Here is a 22,775-nt window from a genome sequence, read left to right on the forward strand (position 1 = left end):
GGGAATTAATTATGTTTAGGCAAGAAGTTGCCTGGATTCAGGCAAGAAGTTGCCCGGCGGGCAATATCTTGCCCGGTTATTTTGGTGTTATGTTAAATCTCTGGGTTTTGATCTAGCGCATCCCTGGCGCAACTGACGACCAAAAAAGAGGTGGCCGAAGCCACCTCAAGCGGGGGGTAGAGGCTACCCAACGGCTATGGCGACAAGCTCGCCTCCGCGGCGGTGTCGGTTATGGCAGCGGGCGATTTGGTGTCGGTATCGCCCAGCGTCAGGCGCCGGTCGCAGAGCCGTTCGATCAACGCCGGGTCGTGGCTGACCAGCATCACGCCGCAGTGACGTTCACGGGCCAGTTCCACCAGCAGTGACAGCGTTTCCTGCTGGGTGATGGGGTCGAGGCGCGAGGTGGGTTCGTCGGCGAACAGGAAGCAGGGCTCGAGCAGCAGCACCCGCAGGATGGCAAAGCGTTGCAGCTCGCCACCGGAGATCTCGCCAGAGCGGCGGTCGAGCAGTGCGGGGTCCAGGTTCAGGTGTACCATCAAGGGCACGATCGCGGCCGGGTCCAGGCGATGTCGACGTATCAGGTCGTCGAGCAGGCGTCGTAATGTCCAGTGTGGAGAGAAGGCCGCCGGCGGGTCCTGGTAAAGCTTCTGGAAGCCCAGCCGCGATTGGCTCGGTTCCCGTATGACTTCGCCCTTGTCGGCCTTGGCCACGCCCAGCAGCACGTCGCCCAAGGTGCTCTTGCCGCAACCGGAAGGGCCGCTGATACCGACGATTTCGCCCGGAGCGATATTCAGCGACAGATCCTCGAACAAGGTCTTGCCTCCGCGCGCCATGGCGAGCTGGCGGGCTTCGATCACCGACTTCCCCGCCTTGCAGGTCAGTGGGCGTGGCACCGGCCAGCGGCTGGGATCGGCGGCCATCAAGCGCTGGCCGTAGTCGCTTTGCGGGCTGGTCAGTACCCGCTTGGCCGGGCCGCGCTCCACCACTTGCCCTTGCCGCAGAATCGCCACCTCGCCACCCAGGCGACGGGCTACCTCGATATCATGGGTGATGGTCAGCAAAGAGCCGCCGTCGTCGGATGTGCGCGCCAGCAGGGCCACCACCGCATCGCGACGGGTGGCGTCGAGCCCCTTGGTCGGTTCGTCGGCGATCACGATATGGGCGCCGCCGGCGCTGGCCGCGGCGAAGGCCACACGCTGTGCCATGCCGCCGGAGAGCTCGGAGGGCAGCTTGTGTCCGGCATCCTGCAGGCCCAGCCCGGCAAGGTCGCGACGGGCGGCGGCGCCGGCCTCGCGGCGCGAACGTCCGGCCACGTGGCGGTGGCTCTCGGCGATCTGGCTGATGGCGCGCATGGTCGGGTCCAGCGCATGCCAGGGCTCTTGGGGCAGCAGCGCCAGGGTATGTCCCCATAGCTTGCGACGTGATGGGGTATCGTCGGCAGCAAAGGTTTGCCCGGCAATGTGCAAGCGGCCACGTGCGGCCAGACCCTTGGGCAAGGTGCCCATGATCGCCTGGGCGAGCAGGCTCTTGCCCGAGCCGGTTTCACCGAGCAGGGTCAGGCGTTGACCAGGGATGAGCGTCAACGAGAAAGGGGCAATGCTGACGCCATCGCCGTCGACCGCCAGGTCTTCGATGTGCAGCAGTGGCGCTTGTTGTGCCAACGTCATCGTGGGTCCCTCCCCGCCAGCAGGTTGAGGCTCAGTACCAGCACGAACAGCACCACGATGGGCTGGGCCATTGCCCAGGGCGCTTCATGGTAGTAGGGCAGCAGTTCGATCATCATCAGCCCCAGTTCGGCGGTGGGCGGGCGAAGGCCGACGCTGACGAAACCCAGAGCGGCCATGGCGAGAATCGCACTGGCAGCGCCGAAGGCGGCCAGGGTCAGCACCTGTGGGGCCAGTTCCGGCCACAGATGGCGACGGAACAGGTAGAGCGGACCGAAGCCCAGCAGCCGGCTGGCCTCGAGCTGCGGCGAGGCCGCCAATGCTCGGGTGCGGGCGCGCACCAGGCGGAAGTATTCGATCCACAGCACCAGTGCGATGCCAACGTAGAGCGCCCAGAAATTTCCCGGCGCGATGGCTGCCAGCAACAACACCAGCAGCAGACCAGGCAACGCCAGACAGGCATCGGCCAGGCTGCCCAGCACGCGGTCCAGCCAGCCGCCGCGCCAGCCGGCGATGATTCCCATCAATACACCGGGTACGGCGGCGGTGAGCACACTGAGCATCGCCATGCCCAGCGACAGGCGTATGGCGGCGGCCAACCTGGCCAGCAGGCTGCGGCCCAGGTGGTCGGTGCCCAGCGGTTCGGCCAGCGAAGGTAGTTGCAGAATGCGGGTGAGCTGTTGGCGTGCGGGATCGGCATCGGAAAGCCACGGTACCAGCCAGGCAAAGACCAGCAGCGATGCGAGCAACAGGCCGCCCAGGCGCTGGCGAGCGCTCAGGCGGGGCAGTGTGAGGAGAGGAGCGACGAGGGTGGTCATGCGTGGCGCCTCCGTGGGTCGAGCAGATGGCAAACGATATCCACTACGGTGTTGAGCAGCACGAACAGCAGGCCCATGATCAGGGCGGTGCCCTGGATCATCGGCACGTCGCGGGCAACGATGGCGTGTACCAGGGCGTGGCCGATACCGGGCCAAGCGAACAGCGTCTCGACCACCACCACACCCTCGATCAGATAGACGAACTGCACGCCAAGATAGGCGACGACCGGCACCGCGACGTTGCGCAGACCGTGGCGCATGAAGGTCAGGCGGTCGCTCAGGCCCTTGGTGCGCGAGAAGGCGTAATAGGCCGATTGCGAAACATCGGCCATGGCGTTGCGTGCCACGCGACTGGAGACCGCGGCCAGCCCCAACGCCAGGGTCAGCGCCGGCAGCACGCTATGTGCGGTGCGTCCATGGCCGGCGGCGGGCAGCCAGCCCAGACCGACGGCAAATACCAGGATCAGCACTAGGCCCACGGCGAAGGGCGGCAGGGCCCGCAATACACTGGCGACGACTTCGCTGAGGCGATCGAGCATACCGCGTGGACGCAACCCGGCGGCCAGTCCCAACGGTGGCCCGAGCAGCAACGACAGCGCCACGGCAACCGCCGCCAGGCCCAGCGAATGACCGAGTTGGTGCCACAGCTCGCGTACCACCGGCTCGCCGCTGACCAGCGAGCGGCCGAGGTCGAACTGCAGTAGATCCCAGAGCCAGCCAAAATAGGCGCTCGATGCCGGCTGGTTCAGCGCCAGCTCGGCGCGAACCGCCTCGGCGGCCGCCGTATCGACCATGTCGTGGCCGTAGCGGCCGGCGGCGATACGGTAAGCCATGTCACCAGGCAGGGTGCGGGTCAGCACGAAGGTCAGGGTGCCGACCATCCATGCCACCAATCCGGCCTGAAGCAGGCGCTGCAGAAGCAGTGCAGGCAATCCGCGGCCAAGACCTCGCGTCATTCGGCCCACCTCAGCTCATCGATCCGATAGCTACGCTCCAACGGGTCGATGGAGAAGCCTTCCAACTCGTCATTCACTGCGGCGGTCTGCTGATACCAGGCCACCGGAATCACCGGCAGCGCCTCATGCAGCCGGGTAGCGACCTCGGTCTCCATGCTGGCACGTTCCTCGGGGTCGGTCTCGCTGCGCAATTGATTCAGCCATTCTTCGAGCTCGGCATCCGACCATCCCATGGCACCCCAGTCACCACCCTCGGGCCCGAAGTCCTCGAGCACCGTGCCCAGTGGGTCGGGCACCAGGCCGTAGTTGCGGGCCGCCAGGCCCAGCTCGAGACTGCCGTCGCGGTGGCCGGAGGGAATCTCGCTGGCGTTGCCCACCGCGACCTCGAGATCGACACCCAGCTCGCGCCACTGGTCCTGCAGGGCGGTGGCTACCACCGGCAGTTCCGGGCGGTCGGAGAAGGTGCGCAGGGTCAGCCGGAAGGGCTCGCCGTCACGTTCGAGTAGGCCGTCACCATTCGCTTCCCAACCCAGCGTTGCCAGTTGCTCACGGGCTTGGTCGAGGTCGCGGGATTCTTCCGGCGAGATGGCCAGATGCCAGGCGCCGAGGCTCGCTGGGAACAGCTCGGGGGCGGCAGCCTCCGGTGCGCGCAGCAGACCGGCGGCGATACCAGTACGGTCGATGGCCTCGCTAAGCGCTTGGCGGGCACGCTGATCGTCGAGGAAGGGATGACCAGCGTTGACCTTGATCACGATGGTGCGCGGCAGCGGCACGGCATGCAGGGTCAGGTCCGGTTGGCGCGACATCCGTGTGCGGCTGGCCGGGTCGAGGGTAAAGACGATATCGGCATCCCCACTTTCGGCCATCAGCGCACGGGTCTCGCCGCGACTCACGGCCAGGTAGCTGGCACGTTCGATGGCTGGCGCCTCGCCCCAATAATCGTCGAAACGAGTGACCATGAGGCGCTGTGGCGGTTCCAGACTGTCGACTCGATAAGGGCCGCTGCCGATCACTGCCGTCACTTCACCGTTTTCGGCGTAGGAGGCGGGTGCCAGGATCTGGGTGCTGGAATGGGCCAGCAGTGCCGGCAGCGGGGCGAAGGAAGATTCGAGGTGGATTACCACCTCGTCGCCTTCGGCGTCGATGGTCGCGATCGGTGTCGAGTCGAGGATGCCTGGCTTGGTCAATGCATGCTCGAGGCTCGTGGCAACGGCCTCGGCAGTTACCGGCGTGCCGTCATGGAAGCGGGCACCGTCGCGGATCGTGAAGCGCCAGATCGTGGCATCGTCGTTCTGGGTCCAGGATGTGGCCAGGCCTGGAGCGAGGTTGCCGTCGGCATCGGTGTCGACCAGCGTCTCGGCGACTTGCATGCGGGCGAAGACATGGCCCGACTTCGATGGATCGGGACTGGTGATCTCCCAGGGCGCGACGATATCCAGGGTGCGCGGCTCGGCGTGCACAGCGGTTGAGGTCAATGCCAGGCCGAGGGCGGCCAGCAGGTAGCGGATGCGGGGCATCGTTCTTTCCTTGTGAAGAGTACCTGTGAAGATGGCTAAGAGATTCAGCCGGGATCCAGCGCCAGCAATAGGCGCTTCACGCCAGCCGGGGGGTGTGGGCTACGGTGCACTAGGCCGTGCCCTTCGTTGCCGATCCAACCCTCGCCCTTGAGCAGGGCCACCTCGCCGGTAGCGAGGTGGCGGATGGCCGCCGGGTCGCGCAGTGGATCGGGCTTTTGGGGACGCGGTGCACCCAGTCCAGCTCGATTCACGGCATGTTCCGGCAACCATTCACTGCCGGGGCCGGCATAGGTGGTCACAAGGCGCACCGCCAGGTTGTCGACGTGGAAGCGCGGGCACATGGCGCCATCGAGAATTCGCAAGCGCACGCCGACGGTGTCGGTGTCGAACAGGAAGGCCATGGCCTCGCTGACCCAGCGCACGTCCTCGAGCAGTGCTTCGCCATGCTCGGGCGCCGGCAGGTGCCGGGTCAGGTCGTCGATCAGGGCCTGGCCGGCCGCCCCGCGCCAGCGCCAGTCGAGCGGCTTGCCGGGAGCAAGCTGAGCGGCGATGCCGTCCCGGAGGTCGTCACTCAGTTGGCGTGTCATCACCGCCAGCGTGATGGCGTCCTCGAAGATCCGTGGCAGCACGCCGATGCCGTCGTCGATGGCCCAGTGACAGAAGGCTTCCGACTCAATGTACGAGTCGCGAGACGTGTCGGTGGCGCGAATCGCGGTAAGGGGCATGTTGGGACTCCGCACGAGCGTAAAAATGAGATTATATAACATAACGTTTCGTGCTTGCGCTGCCAAGATGGCAGCTTCGAATGCGAACGGTGCCGGAGATCATGGCGAAGCATTCCTGTGCTTTGTGGTATGGAGCCTGATCAGCAAACTGTCGTAAGGTCCAATGAGCAGCGACACGACATAACCTGCACCGACCACCAGTATGATGGCCGGCCCGGAAGGCAGCCCGGCGTGGTAGGACAGCAGTAACCCAGCCAGACTGGAAAATAGCGACCAGCCGATGGCGATGGCCATCAGGCCTTCCAGACGACGACTCCAGAAGCGGGCCATGGTGGCGGGAAGCAGCATCAGTCCGACGGCCATCAGTGTGCCCAAGGTCTGAAAGCCGATGACCAGGCTCAGCACCACCAGGCTCATGAACAGGCCATGGATCCAACTGGGGGAAGTGCCCTGCGAGGCGAGGAAGGCCGGATCGAGGGACTCCACGACCAGCGCTCGGAACATCGCCGCGAGTACGATCAGCACACCGCTGGTCACGGTTGCCAGGATCATCAGGCTGGCGGTGTCGACGGCCAGGATCGAGCCGAACAGCACATGCCCAAGGTCCAGCGCGGAGCCCCGCAGGGAAATTAGCAGCACGCCTATCGCCATGGCGGTCAAAAACAGGCTGGCCATGGCGGCGTCCTCCTTCAGACCGCTGACCAGGGTGATGCCGCTGGCCGAACCCACCGTCACCAAGCCTGCCACGATCCCGCCCAACATCATGGCGGACAACGAGAACCCCGACAGTAGAAAGGCGATGGCCACGCCAGGCATGATGGCGTGCGACAGCGGTTCGCTCATCAGGCTCATGCCGCGCAGGGTCAGCAGTACTCCCATGACCGGGGCAGTAAGCGATAGGGCGATGCACGCCACTAGGGCGCGGCGCATGAAGCCATAGTCGAGGGGAGCCAGGATCCAGTGGCTCAGCATGTCCAGCATGGGCACGTACTGATTCGATAGCTATTGTTATGTTATAACATATTTGTCAGGCGGAGAACGAGCTCCGATCCGCAATGCAAGTGACCCGAGCCTGACATCGCCACCGGCACGCGACTCAGTTATGTTAGAGGGCTGGCATATGGTCAGCGATAACGTCTTGCCATCACAGGGAGCCGCCGATGTCGTCGTCACTGCGGGGAATTCTATGGATGTGCGCCGGAGTGTTCTGCCTTTCCGTGGGCGATGCCATTTCCAAATGGCTGGGCGAGGTGCACTCGCCGATCCAGATCATCTTCTTTCGCACCCTGATCTCGCTGCCATTGATCGGGCTGATCGCGCGCTTCAATGGCGGGTTGCGCAAGCTCACCACACGACGCCCTGGCGTACACTTGGTTCGCGGTTTGATCGCTACCGGCACCATGTTGTGTTTCGTGTTCGGCCTGACGTTGTTGCCACTGGCCGAGACTACGGCCATCGCGTTTGCCGCTCCCTTGTTCGTCACCTTGTTGTCGGTGCCGCTGCTTGGCGAGAAGGTCGAGCGTCTGCCGCTGGCGGCGGCCATCATCGGCTTCCTGGGAGTGCTGATCGTGGTACGCCCGGGCGCGGCGGGCTTCCAACCCGGTGCCTTGGTGGTGGTGGGGGCGGCAATGTTCTATGCGCTGCTGATGATCACCGCGCGCCGTTACGGCTTGCGTGAGTATCTGTGGGCGATGGTGTTCTACGTCACCCTGGTGCCGCTCGTGGTCACCGCCGCGCTGCTGCCGTGGGTATGGCAGACGCCCTGGCCCGTGCACTGGCTGGGCTTCATCGGCGCCGGGATCTTTGGTGTCGGTGCCATGGCCTTTATCACTATGGCGTTCCGCTTCGCCCCCGCCGCTTTGGCGGCGCCCTTCGATTACACCGCCATGGTCTGGGCGGTACTGCTGGGTTGGTGGTTTTGGGGCGAGGTGCCGGACCTGTGGGTCTATGTCGGCACCCTGGTGATCATCGGTAGCGGCCTGGCGATCGCCTACCACGAACGGCGCATCACCCTGAAGCAGCGGCCGGCGTCATGAAGGTGCCTGTCGGCCACAACGGAGAATCGGCATGTCCTCCACGAACAGTTTTCACGCCTTGATCCGGCTGCTGCGCTACGCGCGTGGCTACCGTCGTCGGATCGTCGCCGCCAGTGTCTGTTCGATCATCAACAAGCTATTCGATATTGCCCCGGAGATCCTGATCGGCGTGGCCATCGACGTGGTGGTCAACCAGGAGCGGAGCTTCGTCGCCCGGCTGGGGTTCGAGTCCGCCCAGGAGCAGATCCTGATCCTGGGTGTGCTGACCTTCTTCATCTGGACCGGCGAGTCGCTGTTCGAATATCTCTACCAGATACTGTGGCGCAACCTGGCCCAGCGACTGCAGGCCGACCTGCGTCAGGACGCTTACGAACATGCCCAGCGCCTGGACATGGGCTTCTTCGAATCGAAGAGTTCGGGACAGCTGGTGGCGACCATGAACGACGACGTCAACCAGCTCGAGCGCTTCCTCGACGGCGGTGCCAACGCCATGATTCAGGTCGGAGTGACCGTGGTGGCGGTGGGCGCGGTGTTCTTCGTGCTCTCGCCGCTGATCGCGCTGCTCGCCTTCACGCCGATTCCGTTGATCGTGTGGGGCGCCTTCTTCTTCCAGCGCAAGGCTGGACCGCTCTACGCCGACGTGCGCGAGAAGGTCGGCGACCTGTCGAGCCGGTTGTCCAACAACCTGAGCGGTATCGCCACCATCAAGAGCTTCACCGCCGAGGCCCGTGAGGCCGAACGGCTACGCCAGGCCAGCGAGGCCTATGTGGAAGCCAACCGACGAGCGATCCGCATCAGTTCGGCGTTCATTCCGGTGATCCGCATGGCGATCCTCACCGGCTTCCTGGCGACCTTTACCGTGGGCGGCATGCTGGCGTTGAAGGGCGAGCTTAATGTGGGGGCCTACGGCGTACTGGTATTCCTCACCCAGCGGCTGCTGTGGCCACTGACCGGCCTGGCCCAGGTCATCGACCTGTTCGAGCGCGCCATGGCTAGCACCCGGCGCATCCTCGATCTGCTGGCCACGCCGATCCAGGTGCGCGACGACGGTGGCCGAGCCCTGGCCGAGCCGGTGCGCGGCGAAGTGAGCTTCGCGGGCGTGACCTTCCGCTATCCGAACAGCGGCGAGGGGGTGAGAGAGATCGACCTGACGGTTCCGGCGGGCAATACCCTGGCGCTGGTCGGTGCCACGGGGTCGGGCAAGTCGACCCTGATCAAGCTGTTGCTGCGCTTCCATGACTCTCAGGCCGGTGAGATCCGTATCGATGGCCAGCCGATTCGGGGATTGAGCCTGATCTCACTGCGCCGTGCCATCGGCCTGGTCAGCCAGGATGTCTATCTGTTCGAGGGCACGGTGCGCGACAACATCGCCTATGGCCGGCCCGAGGCCGACGAAAACGCGATTGTCGAGGCGGCCAGAACCGCCGAGGCATGGGACTTCATTCAGGCCTTGTCGCAGGGACTGGATACCCCGGTGGGCGAGCGCGGCGTGAGGCTCTCCGGCGGTCAGCGCCAGCGCCTCTCGCTGGCTCGGGCATTGCTCAAGGATCCGCCGATCCTGGTCCTGGACGAGGCCACCAGCGCCGTGGACAACGAGACCGAGGCCGCCATCCAGCGCTCGCTGGCGAAGATCGGCCACGGAAGAACGGTGATCATGATCGCCCACCGTCTGTCGACCATCGTGCATGCCGACGAGATCGCCGTGGTCGACGCTGGTCGGGTGGTGGAGCAAGGCACCCATGCCGAGCTGCTGGCCCGCGGTGGCCGCTATGCCGCCCAGTGGCGGGTGCAAACCGGCGCCCTGCAGGCGGAGGACGTGCCACTGGCCTGAGGAGGGAGACCTCAGGTGCGGATGTAGGCCCAGCCCTGGGCCTGCAGCACGACGCGCAGCGACATGGCGAATTCCTCCCGGTCAGGTGGCGGCCGCGGCGGGTCCCGGGCCGATAAGGTGTTCGATGGCCTGGACCCGGTTGGCGAACTCGGCGTGCTCGCGGCGGGCCGTCAGCGGCAGGTCGACCTCGACCACGTCGATGACACCGGCGGGCGTGTCGCCGCGTTTGCCGCCGAGCACCATGACGCGGTCGGCCAGCAACACGGCTTCCTCGATGTCATGGGTGACGAATACGATGGCTGCCTCGGTACGCTGGCGCAGGTCGGCCAGCTCGCCCTGCAGGTGGCGGCGGGTGATGGCGTCGAGCGCCGAGAAGGGCTCGTCCATGAACAGTACCTTGGGTTTGACCGCCAGGGCCCGGGCGATCCCCACGCGCTGTTGTTGGCCGCCGGAGAGCGTGCTTGGCCAGCGCTCGGCGAATTCTTCCAGGCCGACCAGGGCCAGCGGCTCCAGTGCGCGCCGGCGGCGCTCGGCGCGTGACAGCGCCAGCCCCTCCAGGCCCAGCTCGACATTGGCCCGCACGCGTCGCCAGGGAAACAGGCGCGGGGCCTGGAAGACCATCGACCAGGCACGGGTATCGGTGGCCTCGCCACGGGGAATCTCGACCTCGCCGCGCTGAGGGGGCAGCAGCCCGGTCAGGGCACGCAGCAGGGTCGACTTGCCGACGCCCGAGGCGCCGACCACGGCGACGAATTCCTGGGGACGAACCTCCAGGTCGACGCCGGCGAGGATGGTGTCGTCGCCGAAGCCGAGGCTGATGTCCCGGGCATGCAGCACTGCGGGAGCGGCGACACTTACGGTTGCCAACGAAGGATCCTCCGTTGTATCGCCATGAAGATGAAATCGAACAGCGCATAGAGTCCGGCGATGGTCAGCATGTAGACCACCACGATGTCGGTGGCCAGCAGCCCCGAGGCTTCCATCATGCGTTGACCGATGCCAGGGATACCGAACAGCTCGGCGGCGACGACCGTCATCCAGCCCTGGCCCAGTCCGGCGCGCAGGCCACCGAGGATACCCGGTGCCGCCGCCGGCAGGCTGACCTTGGTCAGCCGCGCCAGGAAGTGGCCCTGGCCGAAGGCGATGGCCACCTCGTTGTAGCCCGGGTCCACCGCGCGCACTGCGCTGTAGCTGGCGAAGTAGTTGATCCAGAATACCCCGATGCTGATGATGAAAGCCGCCGCCGAGGGGTTGACCCCGAACCAGATGATGGCGAAGGGGATCCACGCCAGCGGCGGGATCGGGCGCAGCAGTCGCGCCAGCCAGGCATGCAGGGCGTCGAAGCGCGGCACCAGGGCGGCGGCGACACCGACACTGATGCCCAGCAGCGAGCCAAGTGCCACCCCCACGCTGTAGTGGGAGAGGCTGGAGAGCACCACCTCGAACCAGATGCCGTCGATCAGCTCCGCCCAGAGCACACCGGGAATGCTCGACGGCAGTGGCACCAGGCTGCCGGGCAGCAGGCCGGCGCGCAGCGAGACTTCCCAAAGGATCAGGAAGCCGACGAGCCCTTGGGCACTGATCAGGCTGCGTCGCGAACGGGTCAACGGCTTCATGACGACGGCGTGGCGAGCGAGGCACTCACCTCGTCATACAGTCGGGTGTCGAAGAGCGCCTCGATGGCCACCGGTTGCTTCAGGGTGCCGATGCGCTCCTGGAAGTCGTGCATGACCCGGGTGGCCTCGATGATCTCGTGGGGGTCGCTCAGGTAGTTCGCCGAGGGCGACTGGAGCGCTGCCTCGACGGTCTCCAGCGGCACCAGGCGCTTGCCGACGAACTCCCGCACATGGGGCGCCGCGCGCTTGGGGTCCTCGACGAGCATCTCGGTGGCGCGGATATGCAGGGCCATCAACTTGCGCATTGCCTCCGGGTGCGCCTCGAGCACTGCCTCGCGGGCCGCCAGCACCGCACCGGGCTGGTCGGGCAGCATCTCGTCGGCACGGGCCACGACCCGGGCGCTGGGGTCACGCTGCTGCACTGTGGTCAGGATCGGCTCGAGGATCGAGGCGGCGTCCACGGCGCCGGCCAGCAGCGCCTGTTGGACCCGGTCGGCGCCCATCGCCACAATCTCGACGTCGCTCAGCTCCAGGCCCAGGCGCTCCAGCAGCCAGTAGCGCAGCACGGTATCCGGCACCGAGCCCTGGGGGAAGGTGGCGATCTTCGGCTTGCGGCCTTGCTCCTCGGTGAAGCGGCCGATGGCCTCGGCGTGATCGGCGCCGTCGAAATAGTCGGCGAAATCGCCACGCGCCACCAGGCCGATCTGCTCCTTGATGCTGGCGGCCAGCACCTTGATCGGTATGTCATTGGCGCGTGCCACCATTGCGGGCCCAATACCGAAATACATCACGTCCAACTCGCCCGAGGCCAGTGCCTGGACCATGGCCGGGCCGCTGGAGAAGCGGGTCAGCTCCAACTCGAGACCTTCTTCCGTGGTCCAGCCCTCGCCTTCCATGACGAACAACTGGGCGACCGGCAGGATCGGCATATAGCCGACCTCCAGGGTGGTGGGTGCGTCATCCTGAGCCTGGACCAGGGTCGGCAACCACCACAGCAGGGCGGCGAGGACGGCAAGGCGGCGTGTGATGCGCGACATGGAAGCGTCTCCGTAACACGGGGTTGGCCATCGATCATATCGGCTGTATTAGCGTGGCGGAAAGTTCTGGTTGGAAGAATCGGTTATGAACATATGCTTTATTGTCAAGGATCAAGCCGGGAAGGGCGCAGATAGCGGCGGGGGAGACCGCCGCTCAGCGTTCGGGCACCGCGAGAACGGAAAATAGTTCCGCAAGCTCTCGTTCCTCCCGCCTGGCCCGCAGGATCGTGGGGGCCACCACCGAGAAGCGTCCCGCGGTAGCCCGGAGGTACACCTTTCCGGAAGCTTCGTCGATGAAGTTGACCACCGGCACCTTGGCGATGCATTGCTTGAGGAACTCGCAGTTCCTGTGGAGCGCCAGGGTGTCGCCGCCGGGATAGACCTCCGCTGGGCATTTCGCCAAGGTGTTGATCTTCTTGTAACGATCGATGTTGACCAGCCCCGTGGGTTTCAGGACATTGAGCTCTTCCCGGGTTCCGTAGGCAATCGTCGCGGGCCTGGTGTGCTTGGGGACATCGTTGTCCAGGAAAAAGTACTTGAATCGCGGGTTCCGGCTATCCAGCCATTTGAAGAACAGCTTGGGCATGCCGTTATAGGCTTCCACACAATGTCCCAGGAAGTCCTCCACCGCCTTGTAACGTCCCCGCGTCAGCCCTCGGTTCCAGCCGCGCTCCACCGTCGCCTCCGGCGGGGTGACGATGAAGTAGATGTACATGGTGGCGACGTATCTCGCATAGGTGGCATCCAGGATCCGCGATACCTGTTCCGAGGAGAAGCTGTCGAAACGGAAACGATCGATCACCAGGTGCGGAATGGTCCGGTCCCGTTGTGCCTTGTCCCGGATGTAGCGATCCAGCTTGGCATCGATGAGCCTGACTTCCTTGCCGGACAGGTGGCCGGCGTACTTGTAGGCCTCCCCGAGGGATTCATAATCCAGCAATAGCCGGCGCCAGATGTCGGGAGTGATGGTGCCGTATTGATCCGGCTGGATACCCAGGTCCCTCAGGGTGTCTTTCAGGTAGAACCGCAAGGAGCTCTTGCCTGCCGCCGAGGCCCCTTTCAGGCTGATCAGGATCGGTTCCCTGGCGCAAGGAATCCGGCTGTAGCCCTCTTGCTGCATGGCCCGTTCGACATGGGGCGCCAGCTTCCGGCCGATGTGGCTGCTGCCGTAATCGTTGCAGACGTGGCGGGTGATCAGCGTCTTCAGCAGGCCTTGATCCAGGCCGATATAGCCCTGGGTGCTGGCGATCGAACTCAAGATGCGGTACGTGCTCTTGTATATGGCGCTATCCAGGTCATCGCGGGCTGCCAGCCCCTTGTCCTTGATGTCTTTGATCACGCCATAATGTCTTTCCTGAATGGATGGATGCCCCGTCCGTTGCCGCGTGGTCTTGCGCCTCGAAAAACAGCGCGAAAGGAAGGAGGGTCGTGTGGGCGCCGCCTCTTCCGCGGGCGGCTGGAAGGCCGCGGAGAGAATCTCGCCTACCCTGTCGTGAATCCTGTCGTACAGCTCGTCATACGCCTGTTGGAACGCGGGCAGCTCGGGCGCCAGGTAGTCGGACAGTATCTTGTGAGTGACTTGGCGGAAGTGCCAACCCAGGGCTTCTTCTTCTTCTCCTTCGGGCACAACGATATTGGCCGCCACCTGCACGATCAGCTCATGCAGCATCAAGCGCTCCACCCGAAACGCGACCAGTTCTTCCTCCGCTAGTCCGGTGAGTGTTTTCAACTCATGGATGTCGGCCAGGAAGGTATACACGTTCGCCGCTTGATGGATCGTTTCCAAGGCTTGATAGCGCTTGGGCAGCTCGGCTTCCAGGCCGGGATGCCACGCCGAAAACGCGGGCGGTTCTTGATCAGGCATAAAGGCGTTCTATGTTTTCTGTGTCGTGTTCAATGGGGCCTGGCCTGGCCGGGTCGGGCACGGGGCCTGGCCGGATCGGCTGCCGTCTCATCCCCGATCGGAGGTGATTGTCGGACCTCCAGGTTCGACATTGACCGACTTCGAGCCGTGAGGCAATGCCCGAGGACGAGCCATCGCCGGGACCCGGGGCGACCCTGTCGGCACCCAGCCGCGGTGGAGGTACCCGATCACCCGGTCGAGCTCCTCCTGGCCGCCCTGGTACCCTGACTCATCGCGCCTCGTCATGACCGTCCCTCTTCGCTGACCTCCGCCGCCATGGGTTGCTGGCCAGCGAGCCAGCGCAGCCACTCGGTGCCGAAACGCACGCCGAAGCCCTGCACATCCGTGGGGATGTGGCCGAGACCGCCCTTGTGGGTGCCCGCGGCCATGTCCACGTGTACCCAGCCGATGCCCTCCGCGACGAAGCGCCCGAGCAGGCGTGCCGCGTAGAGATGGTCCGCCGCGCCCTCGGTGCGGCACTGCATCAGGTCGGCGACCCTGGACTCGAGGTCCTCGTCGTAGTCCTCCGCGTAGGGCAGGGGCCAGATCCGCTCGCCACACCGCTCGCCGGCCTGGATGAGAGGTTCCACCCAGTCGCGACGATTGCTGATGGCGCCACTCATGCGCTGCCCGAGCGCGGCGACCACGGCTCCGGTCAGGGTGGCGTAATCGAGGATCGCTTGCGGCTGCTCGCGGCTGGCCAGCGCCAGGGTGTCGGCCAGCACCATGCGTCCCTCGGCATCGGTGTTGATGAGCTCGATGGTGGTGCCGTCTAGGGCGGTGATCACGTCATTGCACTTGGCCGCGGTCGGGCCGATGTGGTTCTCCGCCAGCGCCAGCCAGCAGTCCAGCGGCTGGGCGAAGCCGAGTCGCGTTAGCGCCAGCAGCGTGCCCAGGGCGACCGCGCTGCCCTGCATGTCACCATGCATGCCGAGCATGCCGGGGCCGACCTTCAGGTTGGTGCCGCCGGTGTCGAAGCAGATGCCCTTGCCCACCAGGGCGAATGGCCGCGCCGTTGCCTCCGCCGGCCGATAGCTCAGGTGGAGGATGCCGGCGTCCCGCTGGGGACTGGCCTGCACCACCGACAGGAAGGCCCCGGCGCCAAGCTCCTCCAGCCGGTCGCGGTCGAGAAACTCCACGTCCCAGCCCTCCCGCTCGGCGAGTTCCTCGGCGTAGCGGCGATAGCTGCCGGGGGTCAACACATTGCCCGGCAGGTGGGTCAGCCAGCGCGCGAGGTTGTTGCCCTCGGCCGTGGCTTCGGCGGTCGACAGGTCGGGCGTGCCGACGTTGCCGAACAGCTCGACCGCCTGAAGGGCCAGGGTGTCCTCCGGCTCGCGGGTGATCTTCGGCAGCCGGAACAGGCCGGCATGGACCGCGGCCACCAGCGCCTCGGCCATGGCGGACGCGGCGGCCGGCTCCTGGAGCAGCGAGACCACGCCTATCCGCGCCGGCCGCTCTTCGAGCAGGGGAGCCACCAGCTTGCGAGCCAGGGTCAGGGCTTGGAAGCCGCCAGAGCCGGTGGCCACGAATCCCACCGCCGTGCGCACCCCGTCGGGCGGGGAGAGCAGTACCGGGTTGGCCTTGTCCGGAAAGTCGGCCAGACGGCGACGGAGAAATTCCGCTCCGGGAAGCGGGGCCAGGGTCTCTCGCTGGCCCTCGGGCACCAGCAGGATCAGGCTCTCGAAACGCTGGTAGGCCTCGGACGTGGGGAGCTCGGGGTGCAGTTCGAGGGAGAGGCGGGGGAAGGTTGGCAGGACAGGTTTCATGGGCGTCACCATGCCCTCGGGGCTGGGGCATGTCGGACCTTCCACGCGGTCCGGTCCGGCAGGCTCGTGGGGTGGAGATTGGCGTCAGATGACGACGACCGGTGATCCGACCGGTGGACACCGGCCAGGTCCTAACAGCGTAGCTAATGGTGACGGGCGGCGGTAGCGCGACGCAGGAACGTCATGATACTTCCGGTAAGCGGGAGCGAGCGGTATTACGGCGCGCTGCAACTGGCACCGAAGCGGTAGCAACTGAAGCAGCGGTGATGGCGCAGCATCATGCGGGTTTCGACACTTTCGCGCAGGCTGGTGGCGGCACCGTAATCCGGGTCGTCATCGACCAGGGTGCAGGCGTAGACCTGCACTTGTCCGTTCTGCTTGACCAGCATGCGACTGTAGCTGCACATGAAGTGCGCCCGGCTCTCGGCGGTGGGGTATTTTTCCATGCAGGTTTCGGTGATTTCCGGGGTGTGGTCCTCTGAGCCCGGCGGGCCGAAATCGGGGAAGGCGGTGAAGGCCAGGTTCTCGGGCAGACCTTCGGCACGGAAGATGCGCCGAAACGCGTCCTCGACGGCTTCGCTGTCTTCGTCCGGGTCCATCTGCCGCGCAATGGAGACATTGAAGCCGTTGTCGTGCAGCCAGCGAATGCCTTCCAGGGCCTTGGCGAAGCTGCCCTCGCCGCGGTCGACATCGTGGCGCGCCGCGTCCGGGTAGTCGAGGCTGACGCGAAAGCGGATCGGGTAGGGCTGCTGCTTGAGTGGTAGCAATTGGTGACGGCGGCGCAGCAAAGGGTCGGTGGCATTGGTCAGCACGAAGCACTGGCGGCGCGTGCTGGCATCGGCGAGGATATCGATGAAGCCCTTGATCACGAACGGCTCGCCGCCGGTAAAGGAGAACTGCTCGACCCCGAGTTCCTCGGCCTCGTCGAAATAAGGGCGCAGGTCATCGAGCTTCATGGCATTGAGACGGTCGTCTCCAGGGTGCGAGCCCTCCAGGCAGAACGGGCAGGCTAGATTGCAGGCGGTGCCGGTATGGATCCACAGCTCCTTCAAACGCTGGAAGTCCACGTAGCCGCGTGGCTCGCCTGTCGACGTATGTGTCCAGGGGCCACGATAAGAGGCGCTCGACGTCAGTTCGGTAACGGGAATTCGCTGCAGCATCGAAGTCATCAGGGTATCCGTATGGGTCGGAAAGTTTAAGTCGAGTCAGATTAAGCCTAGGTCGTGTCGTTTCCGCCTTTCCTTACAGTAAGACCAGGCGTCAGGGCGCTGGTGCCGCGGCGCCGAGGAAGTGATCCTGCCAGTAGGCGATATCCAGCGGTACGCTGACTACCTCGCGACCCCGACCAGGTGCATGGATCATCTGCCGATCGCCTTGATAGATGCCCACATGGGTAGCCTTGCTGCGCGAACCGAAAAATAACAGGTCACCGGGACGGGCTTCATCAACCTTGGGCAACTGGCGGAACTGCTGCTCGGCGGTGCGCGGCACCCGAATCCCGGCGGCGCGATAGGTCATCTCCACCAGCCCCGAGCAGTCCAACCCTTCCGGGGTATTGCCGCCGAAGCGGTACGGCGTTCCCAGCGCCTGCTCGGCACTGGCGAGAATCAAGGCACGTTCGATGGACAGGTCGGTTTGGCCTGATACCGTATCGCGAGTCGCAATGCCCCGGCTGGCACAGCCAGCCAATACCATCAGGCACAGCCAGGTTGCCAGCAGAGCCAGGCAGCGAAAGGCCGGGTGGCGTGTGTCATCGTGCATCAGGCATCCTTGACGATAGCTCGTCTGAAGGGGCTTGAAAAACAGTGTAGTCAAATACACATAGCTCCTAATATGAACCGATGCTGTAACAACTTGCAATGGAGAAACCCATGAGCTTTCAAGGCGAACAGTATCCCGGCATCCAGGAACCGACCGCCGATTCCCAGGGGTTTCGGCTCAATCACACCATGCTGCGCGTCAAGGATCCGGAGAAGTCGTTGGCCTTCTACAGTCGGGTGTTCGGCATGCGTGTGATGCGCCGACTGGACTTCGAGGAGATGCAGTTCTCGCTGTACTTCCTGGCCAAGCTGGAAGAGGGCGATCAGGTGCCGGAAGACAAGGGCGAGCGCACCGTGTGGACCTTCAGCCAGAAGGGCCTGCTCGAGCTGACCCACAACTGGGGTACCGAGACCCGGGACGATTTCGCCTATCACGACGGCAACGCCGAACCCCAGGGCTTCGGTCACATCTGCTTCTCGGTGCCCGATCTGGACGCCGCCGTGGCCTGGTTCGACGCCAACCAGGTCGAATTCATCAAGCGCCCCGATCAGGGCAAGATGAAGGACGTGGTGTTCGTCAAGGACGTCGACGGCTACTGGATCGAGGTCGTCGAGGCGACGCGCCTGGCGAAGATTGGCGACTAAGTACAGGCTATCGAGCGCCGTCGGCCATCGAAAAGAACGCCGCCTTCCCATAGGAAGGCGGCGTTCGTGGTTTGGAGCCTGGGTTATGTCAGGCGAGGCGACGGCTGACGGTCAGGTTGCCGCTTCCCAGACCGGCCTGGACCAGCAGGGCGATGGCCCAGAACACCGGGAACTCCCAGCCGCCGCCTTGGTTGGAAAACACCCAGCCGTTGCCCAGGTGGACCCAGGCGGCGCCGAGCAGCACCGGGATCAGCGCCAGGCTCACCCAGCGGGTGTAGATCCCGAGGATCAGCGCCAGTCCGCCGCCGATTTCGGCAAGAATGGTCAGGTAGGCCAGGAAGCCCGGAAAGCCGATCGATTCGAAATAGCCGACGGTGCCGGGAATGGTGAACACGAACACCTTGAGCAGGCCGTGGGCCAGGGTCATGATGCCGAGGGAAAGGCGCAACAGGGTGGTGGCTTGAGATTGCATTGTCGTTATCTCCTTGTGAGATATCAGGGTATGGCGCCACTCTACCCTGTTCTCAGCGGGAGATAATCGTGGGGAATCGAAAAGGATCATTGCCGAAAAAGAAATAATCTCGTCCCGCAAGCTCAGACGAACTGAGTGAGGAAGCGCTGATCGGCCAGGAAATCACCCCACATTCGGCCAAATTGTCCGAATGTGGGTTTTTTCCATCAGTTGCCCGATGCGTTGCCGTAGCCGAAACAGGCCGCGACGGGCTGAGTGATTTCCGCGATCAGGGCGAGTTCCCGGTCGCTGAACCTGGGGCAGTAGTAGGTGGGAGCGTGAAGTCCCGCCGCTGCTTCCTTGATGGCCTGGGGTTCGATCGACAGTTGGCTGTGCACATGAAGGCGTGTCAGTGTCTCCTCGGGCTGGCTGCACAAGTCCTCGTAGCGCACCACCAGGCAGGCATCGCGTAGCGCCGGATCGGCATCGAGCACATCCGCCACATGGCGATAGATGTCGGCCCAATAGTAAGCCCAGCCTTCTACCTCATGTCCCGTTTCCCATAGCTCGGTGATCCTGGCCGTCATGGCGTCGTCGCCGACATTGATGGCTCGCCGGTCTAGGCCGAACTCGAAGTGGCCGACCCGGCGCATGTGCTCCAGCGCGCGCGGCTGATTGGTCTCGCCGGTGGCGAACAGCGCTTGCTGTTTCATCAACGAAGCGATGTGCCAGACCGGGTTGCGTATCACCACCAGGAAGCGCGCTCCGGGGTAGAGGCGATGCAGATAGCCAAGGCGCACCAGGTTGTAGTTGCCTTTGGCAACGTAGCGCTGGCGCTGGCGTACGGCCAGCAGCTTGCGCATGTGGTCGTCGTAGAAGCGTTCGAATGCCGGGTGCGATGCCTGTCGATCGAAAACGGCGCATCGGGTCGGGTCGTGGATGTGGGGGAAGAACGCCATCCATAGCATTTCCTCGAAGGCCTCGGGGCTTTGCGAAGTGACGGCGATACCGTCCTTGTGGGCACGCTCTTGGGCCACTTCCCGGGAATGCGGCACGAGCGACAGCCAGCGGTTCCACCAGTACGGTGTCAGCAGTGGCGGAAAATCGGCATAGCGGTGTGTGCCCACTTGCGGATGCTCGGCAAGGCACTCGAGCAGAATCGTGGTGCCCGAACGTGCCAGCCCCGCGACATACACCGGGCGGTCGACCGTAATGTCGGTGATGGCATCTTGCACGATGCGGGTCTCGAGATTCCCGAGCCTGATCCAGGTGCGTGGATGGCGATGCACCCAGCCACCCAGCAGGTGCATCCAGGTCGGCACCGTGAAGCCAGTATCGGGATTTGTCTCGTTGCGGGGATCTTGTGGGAAAGAGGTCGTCATTCTATACGCGCCCATCGATAGATGAGTAAGGAAACGATCAGCATTACCGCGCAGAACACCGTCATCCACGAACGCATCCACCCCGGTCCGACCGGCAGATAAGAGGACTTGGGCAGGTCGATTTCGACGCGCTCGATACCGCTTTCACTTGGCAGGTAGCCCAGAGGATTGGCGACCAGCCAATTCCACCAGTGGCGTTGTTCGATCACCGGCACCGGTGCCGAAAGCGTGAATTGGGCGTGCAGCACGTTGCCTTCGCGAACGTTGATTCTTGCCTCCTCGTCGTCGATGGACCATTCGGCATCGAAGTCATCGGGCCAGGCAACCACCTCGGGGATATCGCCGTCTTCGGGGAAGGAGTGGTGGTAAGTGGTGTCGAGCCATACCAGCAGTGCCAGCAGGGGAAGCATGGCAACCAGCGTGGCGGGCAACACCAGGCCGATATGCTTGAACGCAGCGACGAACTGGTCGCGAATGAAAGGGCCAGCGTCGGCCAGTTCCCCGTCGAACGCACTCAAGCGCCGTCGGGCATCGCGTGCCACGCGCTTGGCGTGGGCAATTTTCACCTGCGGCGATAGCAACCGGTACAGCCCCATCGTGACGGCCCCACCGATCACGGCCCAGATAGTCAGTCGGATGGTGGCGGGCAGCCCCATCGCCATGATCTGGTCCAGCGAGCCGAACAGTGGCGCGGGCAGATCCAACAATCCCATGTGGCCTCCTGACATTCCTTGTGGATATGCGTGAAGGGCGCATCATGGCGGACGGCGGGCCGTACCCACCGACCGCCAGGGGCGCTGTACGATCAGCTCCTGGGTGACTGTGAGGATTCCGTCTCGACGGACGACGTCCTGGTGTCGGTGTCCTGCTGGACCGATGGGGCGGCATTTTGGGCCGCTTGGGACGAGGTCTGGGAAGCTGCCGCTTGACTGGCTTTCTTCCTCCGCCATATGCGCCTGATAGGCCACATCACGATGAAGAAGACGGCGACCCCGATGGCCGCGATAAGCCCCCAAAGGGCAGTCAGCAAGCTCAGTCCCGCCCCTGGCCCGACATAAGCCTGCACGGTAACGGGAAGTGAGAGACCGGCGATGAGCATCCCCTTGGAGAAAGGGATGGAGTAGCGTTTGATTTGGCGCATCATGGCAATCTTCTCCTGGTAATGACGAGAGCATCACGGAAGTCTGCGTCGATATCTCCAAGAGCGATGCGTTGTCCTGATGAGACTACGGGGATGGACTGTTCCTCGTTACCCCCGCGAACCGGGTTGATGAATTCCCAAACGATTTCACCCGCCCGGGTGACTTCGAACAAGCGACCACCATCCGACTCGGTGACCAGACGATTGCCATTGGGCAGCGTCTCTGCCGCGCCGCGCAATCCACTGTCGAAGGGATGGTCGTCGTCTCCACTGTACCTCCAGACGATGGCGTTGTTCCTTGGGTTCACTTCCAGGATCCGGCTCTTGTTGTTCTCCTCGAAATTGGCGTAGTTGTCGAAGATCGTATAGTTGCCGTTCTTCAGGGCGCGACCATAGTGTTGACCCAGCCACGGGCCATGCTGGGCCCAAGTCATTTTACCGCTTTCCAGGTCGACCAAGCCGATTGCCCCAGGGTGGCGGAACGTCACCAGAACCTGGCCGGGATGGCCGCGGGCGGGGGAGAAAGCCTGTGTCGTGGCGTCGTCGAGAAACTGCACGCTGTTGGTATGCAATGGATCGGACAAGGCGAAGTGGGGAATCGCATACAGCAATTCCCGATAAGGCGAATCCTGAAAGGCCTGGATCAGCGACGTCTTGCTCAGTTCCTTGCCGCTCTCGCCGTCGAGTTCGACAAGGAAGTCGTCTAGCCAAGGGGTGTTCAATGCCGGAAAGAAGTTGGCTTTTTCGTCGATGAACTCGTTGGTCAAGGCGATGACACGTCCATCCGGCGTGATCGCAAAGTCGTGGTGGGTATTGGCGTGGTAGCTCCACATCAATCGCGAATCGCGGTCGATCTTGATGATGCCATAGCCCCACGGCGAGTCGTTGGCGGCGATATAAATGGCGATTAGATCGCCATTGGGCAGCATGCGCGCCTGACGCCAGAACATCAGCTCTTCCGGCTGGGGCGCGCGGCCTTGGGGAGACTTCTGCCAGACCTCGCTGTATGGCAGCGACCAACGGTGGACGACATTGCCCTCCATATCGATGAGGTTGGCATAGGTGCCATCGCCCGATGTATAGAGGGTCAGCCCTTCATAGACGTCATCTTGTTCGATGATCGTGACGCCCCGGGCATCGGTGCGTGCCTTGCGCCATTGATCCGTCTGGGTGTAGGGGGAGTCGACCGAGCGCTGTTCGATCAGTGCATGGGCCGCCTTGTAGGCGTCATTGAAATATTCGTAGGGGAATACCTTGGCCAGGACGACAAATGCCCCGCCCACGAAGGCAAGGAAAACGACTGCCAGGAAGAATAAGGCAAAACCAGTACGTTCCGTATTGTACATATCTCACGATTCCTTGAGCTTTGGAGTCTCCTTCGCTATACCCTCCCTGTCGTACCGGTTGTTTATGAGGCGGTTATTGTCGTTGCTTCATGTGGCGTAGCCGTAATGGGGTATCCTTACCGACACTCCCCCTATCGGGGAGTTCCGCGGCAGTAGGGAATCGCCCAAGCTGCCATTCATA

21 protein-coding genes are annotated in these 22,775 nt (G+C 64.0%); 3 read left to right on the forward strand and 18 right to left on the reverse strand.

Annotation, left to right across the window (positions count from 1 at the left end):
- Positions 1–194 precede the first annotated feature (194 nt).
- The 6 genes from IE093_RS16345 to IE093_RS16370 all read right to left on the reverse strand — a co-directional run bounded on the left by IE093_RS16345 (position 195) and on the right by IE093_RS16370 (position 6,661).
- On the reverse strand, positions 195–1,667 hold the full coding sequence (locus IE093_RS16345) for an ABC transporter ATP-binding protein (protein WP_189471041.1): 1,473 nt from the start codon (positions 1,665–1,667) through the stop codon (positions 195–197).
- Positions 1,664–2,482: an ABC transporter permease gene (locus tag IE093_RS16350; RefSeq protein ID WP_189471043.1), complete on the reverse strand. Its 819-nt coding sequence runs from the start codon at positions 2,480–2,482 to the stop codon at positions 1,664–1,666. The genes IE093_RS16345 and IE093_RS16350 overlap by 4 nt, the downstream gene beginning before the upstream one ends.
- Positions 2,479–3,438, reverse strand: a complete 960-nt coding sequence (locus tag IE093_RS16355) for an ABC transporter permease (RefSeq protein WP_229803662.1) — start codon at positions 3,436–3,438, stop codon at positions 2,479–2,481. The genes IE093_RS16350 and IE093_RS16355 overlap by 4 nt, the downstream gene beginning before the upstream one ends.
- The gene (locus IE093_RS16360) at positions 3,435–4,955 is read right to left on the reverse strand and encodes an ABC transporter substrate-binding protein (RefSeq protein WP_189471044.1); all 1,521 of its coding nucleotides are present in this window, start codon (positions 4,953–4,955) and stop codon (positions 3,435–3,437) included. Before IE093_RS16360 ends, IE093_RS16355 begins: the two co-directional genes overlap by 4 nt.
- 44 nt (positions 4,956–4,999) lie before the next feature.
- Positions 5,000–5,680, reverse strand: coding sequence for a DUF1826 domain-containing protein (locus IE093_RS16365; RefSeq protein WP_189471046.1), 681 nt, complete (start codon positions 5,678–5,680; stop codon positions 5,000–5,002).
- A 99-nt stretch (positions 5,681–5,779) separates the two neighbouring features.
- Entirely contained in the window at positions 5,780–6,661 is an 882-nt protein-coding gene (locus IE093_RS16370; protein WP_189471121.1) for a metal ABC transporter permease, read from the reverse strand.
- A gap of 179 nt (positions 6,662–6,840) precedes the next feature.
- Here IE093_RS16370 and IE093_RS16375 point away from each other — a divergent pair, with 179 nt between their 5' ends.
- Both IE093_RS16375 and IE093_RS16380 read left to right on the forward strand, forming a co-directional pair.
- A complete protein-coding gene (locus IE093_RS16375; RefSeq protein ID WP_189471055.1) occupies positions 6,841–7,716 on the forward strand; it encodes a DMT family transporter in 876 nt (291 codons plus the stop codon).
- A gap of 31 nt (positions 7,717–7,747) precedes the next feature.
- The gene (locus IE093_RS16380; protein ID WP_189471057.1) at positions 7,748–9,547 is read left to right on the forward strand and encodes an ABC transporter ATP-binding protein; all 1,800 of its coding nucleotides are present in this window, start codon (positions 7,748–7,750) and stop codon (positions 9,545–9,547) included.
- Positions 9,548–9,628: 81 nt separating this feature from the next.
- On the opposite strand, the gene IE093_RS16385 is transcribed toward IE093_RS16380, so the two are convergent.
- From IE093_RS16385 to IE093_RS16415, 7 genes are all read right to left on the reverse strand, one after another.
- Positions 9,629–10,414 carry an ABC transporter ATP-binding protein gene (locus IE093_RS16385; RefSeq protein WP_189471059.1) on the reverse strand — a complete coding sequence of 262 codons (786 nt, stop codon included), beginning with the start codon at positions 10,412–10,414 and terminating at the stop codon, positions 9,629–9,631.
- Positions 10,402–11,163, reverse strand: a complete 762-nt coding sequence (locus IE093_RS16390) for an ABC transporter permease (protein WP_189471061.1) — start codon at positions 11,161–11,163, stop codon at positions 10,402–10,404. Before IE093_RS16390 ends, IE093_RS16385 begins: the two co-directional genes overlap by 13 nt.
- Entirely contained in the window at positions 11,160–12,200 is a 1,041-nt protein-coding gene (locus tag IE093_RS16395; RefSeq protein ID WP_189471062.1) for an ABC transporter substrate-binding protein, read from the reverse strand. The genes IE093_RS16390 and IE093_RS16395 overlap by 4 nt, the downstream gene beginning before the upstream one ends.
- Before the next feature lie 154 nt (positions 12,201–12,354).
- Complete coding sequence (locus IE093_RS16400) at positions 12,355–14,064, reverse strand: DEAD/DEAH box helicase family protein (protein WP_189471064.1); 1,710 nt, start codon at positions 14,062–14,064, stop codon at positions 12,355–12,357.
- Between the two features lie 281 nt (positions 14,065–14,345).
- The gene (locus tag IE093_RS16405; protein ID WP_189471066.1) at positions 14,346–15,869 is read right to left on the reverse strand and encodes a M17 family metallopeptidase; all 1,524 of its coding nucleotides are present in this window, start codon (positions 15,867–15,869) and stop codon (positions 14,346–14,348) included.
- 215 nt (positions 15,870–16,084) lie between these two features.
- Positions 16,085–17,038 carry a radical SAM protein gene (locus IE093_RS16410; protein WP_189471068.1) on the reverse strand — a complete coding sequence of 318 codons (954 nt, stop codon included), beginning with the start codon at positions 17,036–17,038 and terminating at the stop codon, positions 16,085–16,087.
- Positions 17,039–17,129: 91 nt separating this feature from the next.
- A complete protein-coding gene (locus IE093_RS16415) occupies positions 17,130–17,630 on the reverse strand; it encodes a C40 family peptidase (protein WP_189471070.1) in 501 nt (166 codons plus the stop codon).
- A 110-nt stretch (positions 17,631–17,740) separates the two neighbouring features.
- On the opposite strand from IE093_RS16415, the gene gloA reads away from it, so the two are divergent.
- Complete coding sequence (gene gloA / locus IE093_RS16420) at positions 17,741–18,274, forward strand: lactoylglutathione lyase (protein ID WP_189471072.1); 534 nt, start codon at positions 17,741–17,743, stop codon at positions 18,272–18,274.
- A gap of 88 nt (positions 18,275–18,362) precedes the next feature.
- On the opposite strand, the gene IE093_RS16425 is transcribed toward gloA, so the two are convergent.
- The 5 genes from IE093_RS16425 to IE093_RS16445 form a co-directional block, all read right to left on the reverse strand.
- On the reverse strand, positions 18,363–18,746 hold the full coding sequence (locus tag IE093_RS16425) for a DoxX family protein (protein ID WP_189471074.1): 384 nt from the start codon (positions 18,744–18,746) through the stop codon (positions 18,363–18,365).
- Positions 18,747–18,952: 206 nt separating this feature from the next.
- Entirely contained in the window at positions 18,953–20,107 is a 1,155-nt protein-coding gene (locus IE093_RS16430) for a sulfotransferase family protein (RefSeq protein ID WP_229803664.1), read from the reverse strand.
- Positions 20,104–20,820 (reverse strand): hypothetical protein, encoded by a 717-nt coding sequence (locus IE093_RS16435; RefSeq protein ID WP_189471076.1) that lies wholly within the window; start codon positions 20,818–20,820, stop codon positions 20,104–20,106. Before IE093_RS16435 ends, IE093_RS16430 begins: the two co-directional genes overlap by 4 nt.
- A 92-nt stretch (positions 20,821–20,912) precedes the next feature.
- Positions 20,913–21,251 carry a hypothetical protein gene (locus IE093_RS16440; protein WP_189471078.1) on the reverse strand — a complete coding sequence of 113 codons (339 nt, stop codon included), beginning with the start codon at positions 21,249–21,251 and terminating at the stop codon, positions 20,913–20,915.
- Positions 21,248–22,594, reverse strand: coding sequence for an arylsulfotransferase family protein (locus tag IE093_RS16445; RefSeq protein ID WP_189471080.1), 1,347 nt, complete (start codon positions 22,592–22,594; stop codon positions 21,248–21,250). Before IE093_RS16445 ends, IE093_RS16440 begins: the two co-directional genes overlap by 4 nt.
- Positions 22,595–22,775 lie beyond the last annotated feature (181 nt).

It is taken from the genome of Litchfieldella qijiaojingensis (genome assembly GCF_014651875.1).
GTDB lineage: Bacteria > Pseudomonadota > Gammaproteobacteria > Pseudomonadales > Halomonadaceae > Litchfieldella > Litchfieldella qijiaojingensis.

Bases quoted from the DNA above. Each gene is read 5' to 3' on its own strand.
- IE093_RS16405 (WP_189471066.1), bottom strand. From the start codon at position 15,869: ATGAAACCTGTCCTGCCAACCTTCCCCCGCCTCTCCCTCGAACTGCAC.
- IE093_RS16445 (WP_189471080.1), bottom strand. From the start codon at position 22,594: ATGTACAATACGGAACGTACTGGTTTTGCCTTATTCTTCCTGGCAGTC.
- IE093_RS16345 (WP_189471041.1), bottom strand. From the start codon at position 1,667: ATGACGTTGGCACAACAAGCGCCACTGCTGCACATCGAAGACCTGGCG.
- IE093_RS16425 (WP_189471074.1), bottom strand. From the start codon at position 18,746: ATGCAATCTCAAGCCACCACCCTGTTGCGCCTTTCCCTCGGCATCATG.
- IE093_RS16355 (WP_229803662.1), bottom strand. From the start codon at position 3,438: ATGACGCGAGGTCTTGGCCGCGGATTGCCTGCACTGCTTCTGCAGCGC.
- gloA (WP_189471072.1), top strand. From the start codon at position 17,741: ATGAGCTTTCAAGGCGAACAGTATCCCGGCATCCAGGAACCGACCGCC.
- IE093_RS16410 (WP_189471068.1), bottom strand. From the start codon at position 17,038: ATGACTTCGATGCTGCAGCGAATTCCCGTTACCGAACTGACGTCGAGC.
- IE093_RS16400 (WP_189471064.1), bottom strand. From the start codon at position 14,064: ATGCCTGATCAAGAACCGCCCGCGTTTTCGGCGTGGCATCCCGGCCTG.
- IE093_RS16390 (WP_189471061.1), bottom strand. From the start codon at position 11,163: ATGAAGCCGTTGACCCGTTCGCGACGCAGCCTGATCAGTGCCCAAGGG.
- IE093_RS16360 (WP_189471044.1), bottom strand. From the start codon at position 4,955: ATGCCCCGCATCCGCTACCTGCTGGCCGCCCTCGGCCTGGCATTGACC.
- IE093_RS16415 (WP_189471070.1), bottom strand. From the start codon at position 17,630: ATGCACGATGACACACGCCACCCGGCCTTTCGCTGCCTGGCTCTGCTG.
- IE093_RS16375 (WP_189471055.1), top strand. From the start codon at position 6,841: ATGTCGTCGTCACTGCGGGGAATTCTATGGATGTGCGCCGGAGTGTTC.
- IE093_RS16365 (WP_189471046.1), bottom strand. From the start codon at position 5,680: ATGCCCCTTACCGCGATTCGCGCCACCGACACGTCTCGCGACTCGTAC.
- IE093_RS16350 (WP_189471043.1), bottom strand. From the start codon at position 2,482: ATGACCACCCTCGTCGCTCCTCTCCTCACACTGCCCCGCCTGAGCGCT.
- IE093_RS16380 (WP_189471057.1), top strand. From the start codon at position 7,748: ATGTCCTCCACGAACAGTTTTCACGCCTTGATCCGGCTGCTGCGCTAC.
- IE093_RS16440 (WP_189471078.1), bottom strand. From the start codon at position 21,251: ATGATGCGCCAAATCAAACGCTACTCCATCCCTTTCTCCAAGGGGATG.
- IE093_RS16395 (WP_189471062.1), bottom strand. From the start codon at position 12,200: ATGTCGCGCATCACACGCCGCCTTGCCGTCCTCGCCGCCCTGCTGTGG.
- IE093_RS16370 (WP_189471121.1), bottom strand. From the start codon at position 6,661: ATGCTGGACATGCTGAGCCACTGGATCCTGGCTCCCCTCGACTATGGC.
- IE093_RS16430 (WP_229803664.1), bottom strand. From the start codon at position 20,107: ATGACGACCTCTTTCCCACAAGATCCCCGCAACGAGACAAATCCCGAT.
- IE093_RS16435 (WP_189471076.1), bottom strand. From the start codon at position 20,820: ATGGGATTGTTGGATCTGCCCGCGCCACTGTTCGGCTCGCTGGACCAG.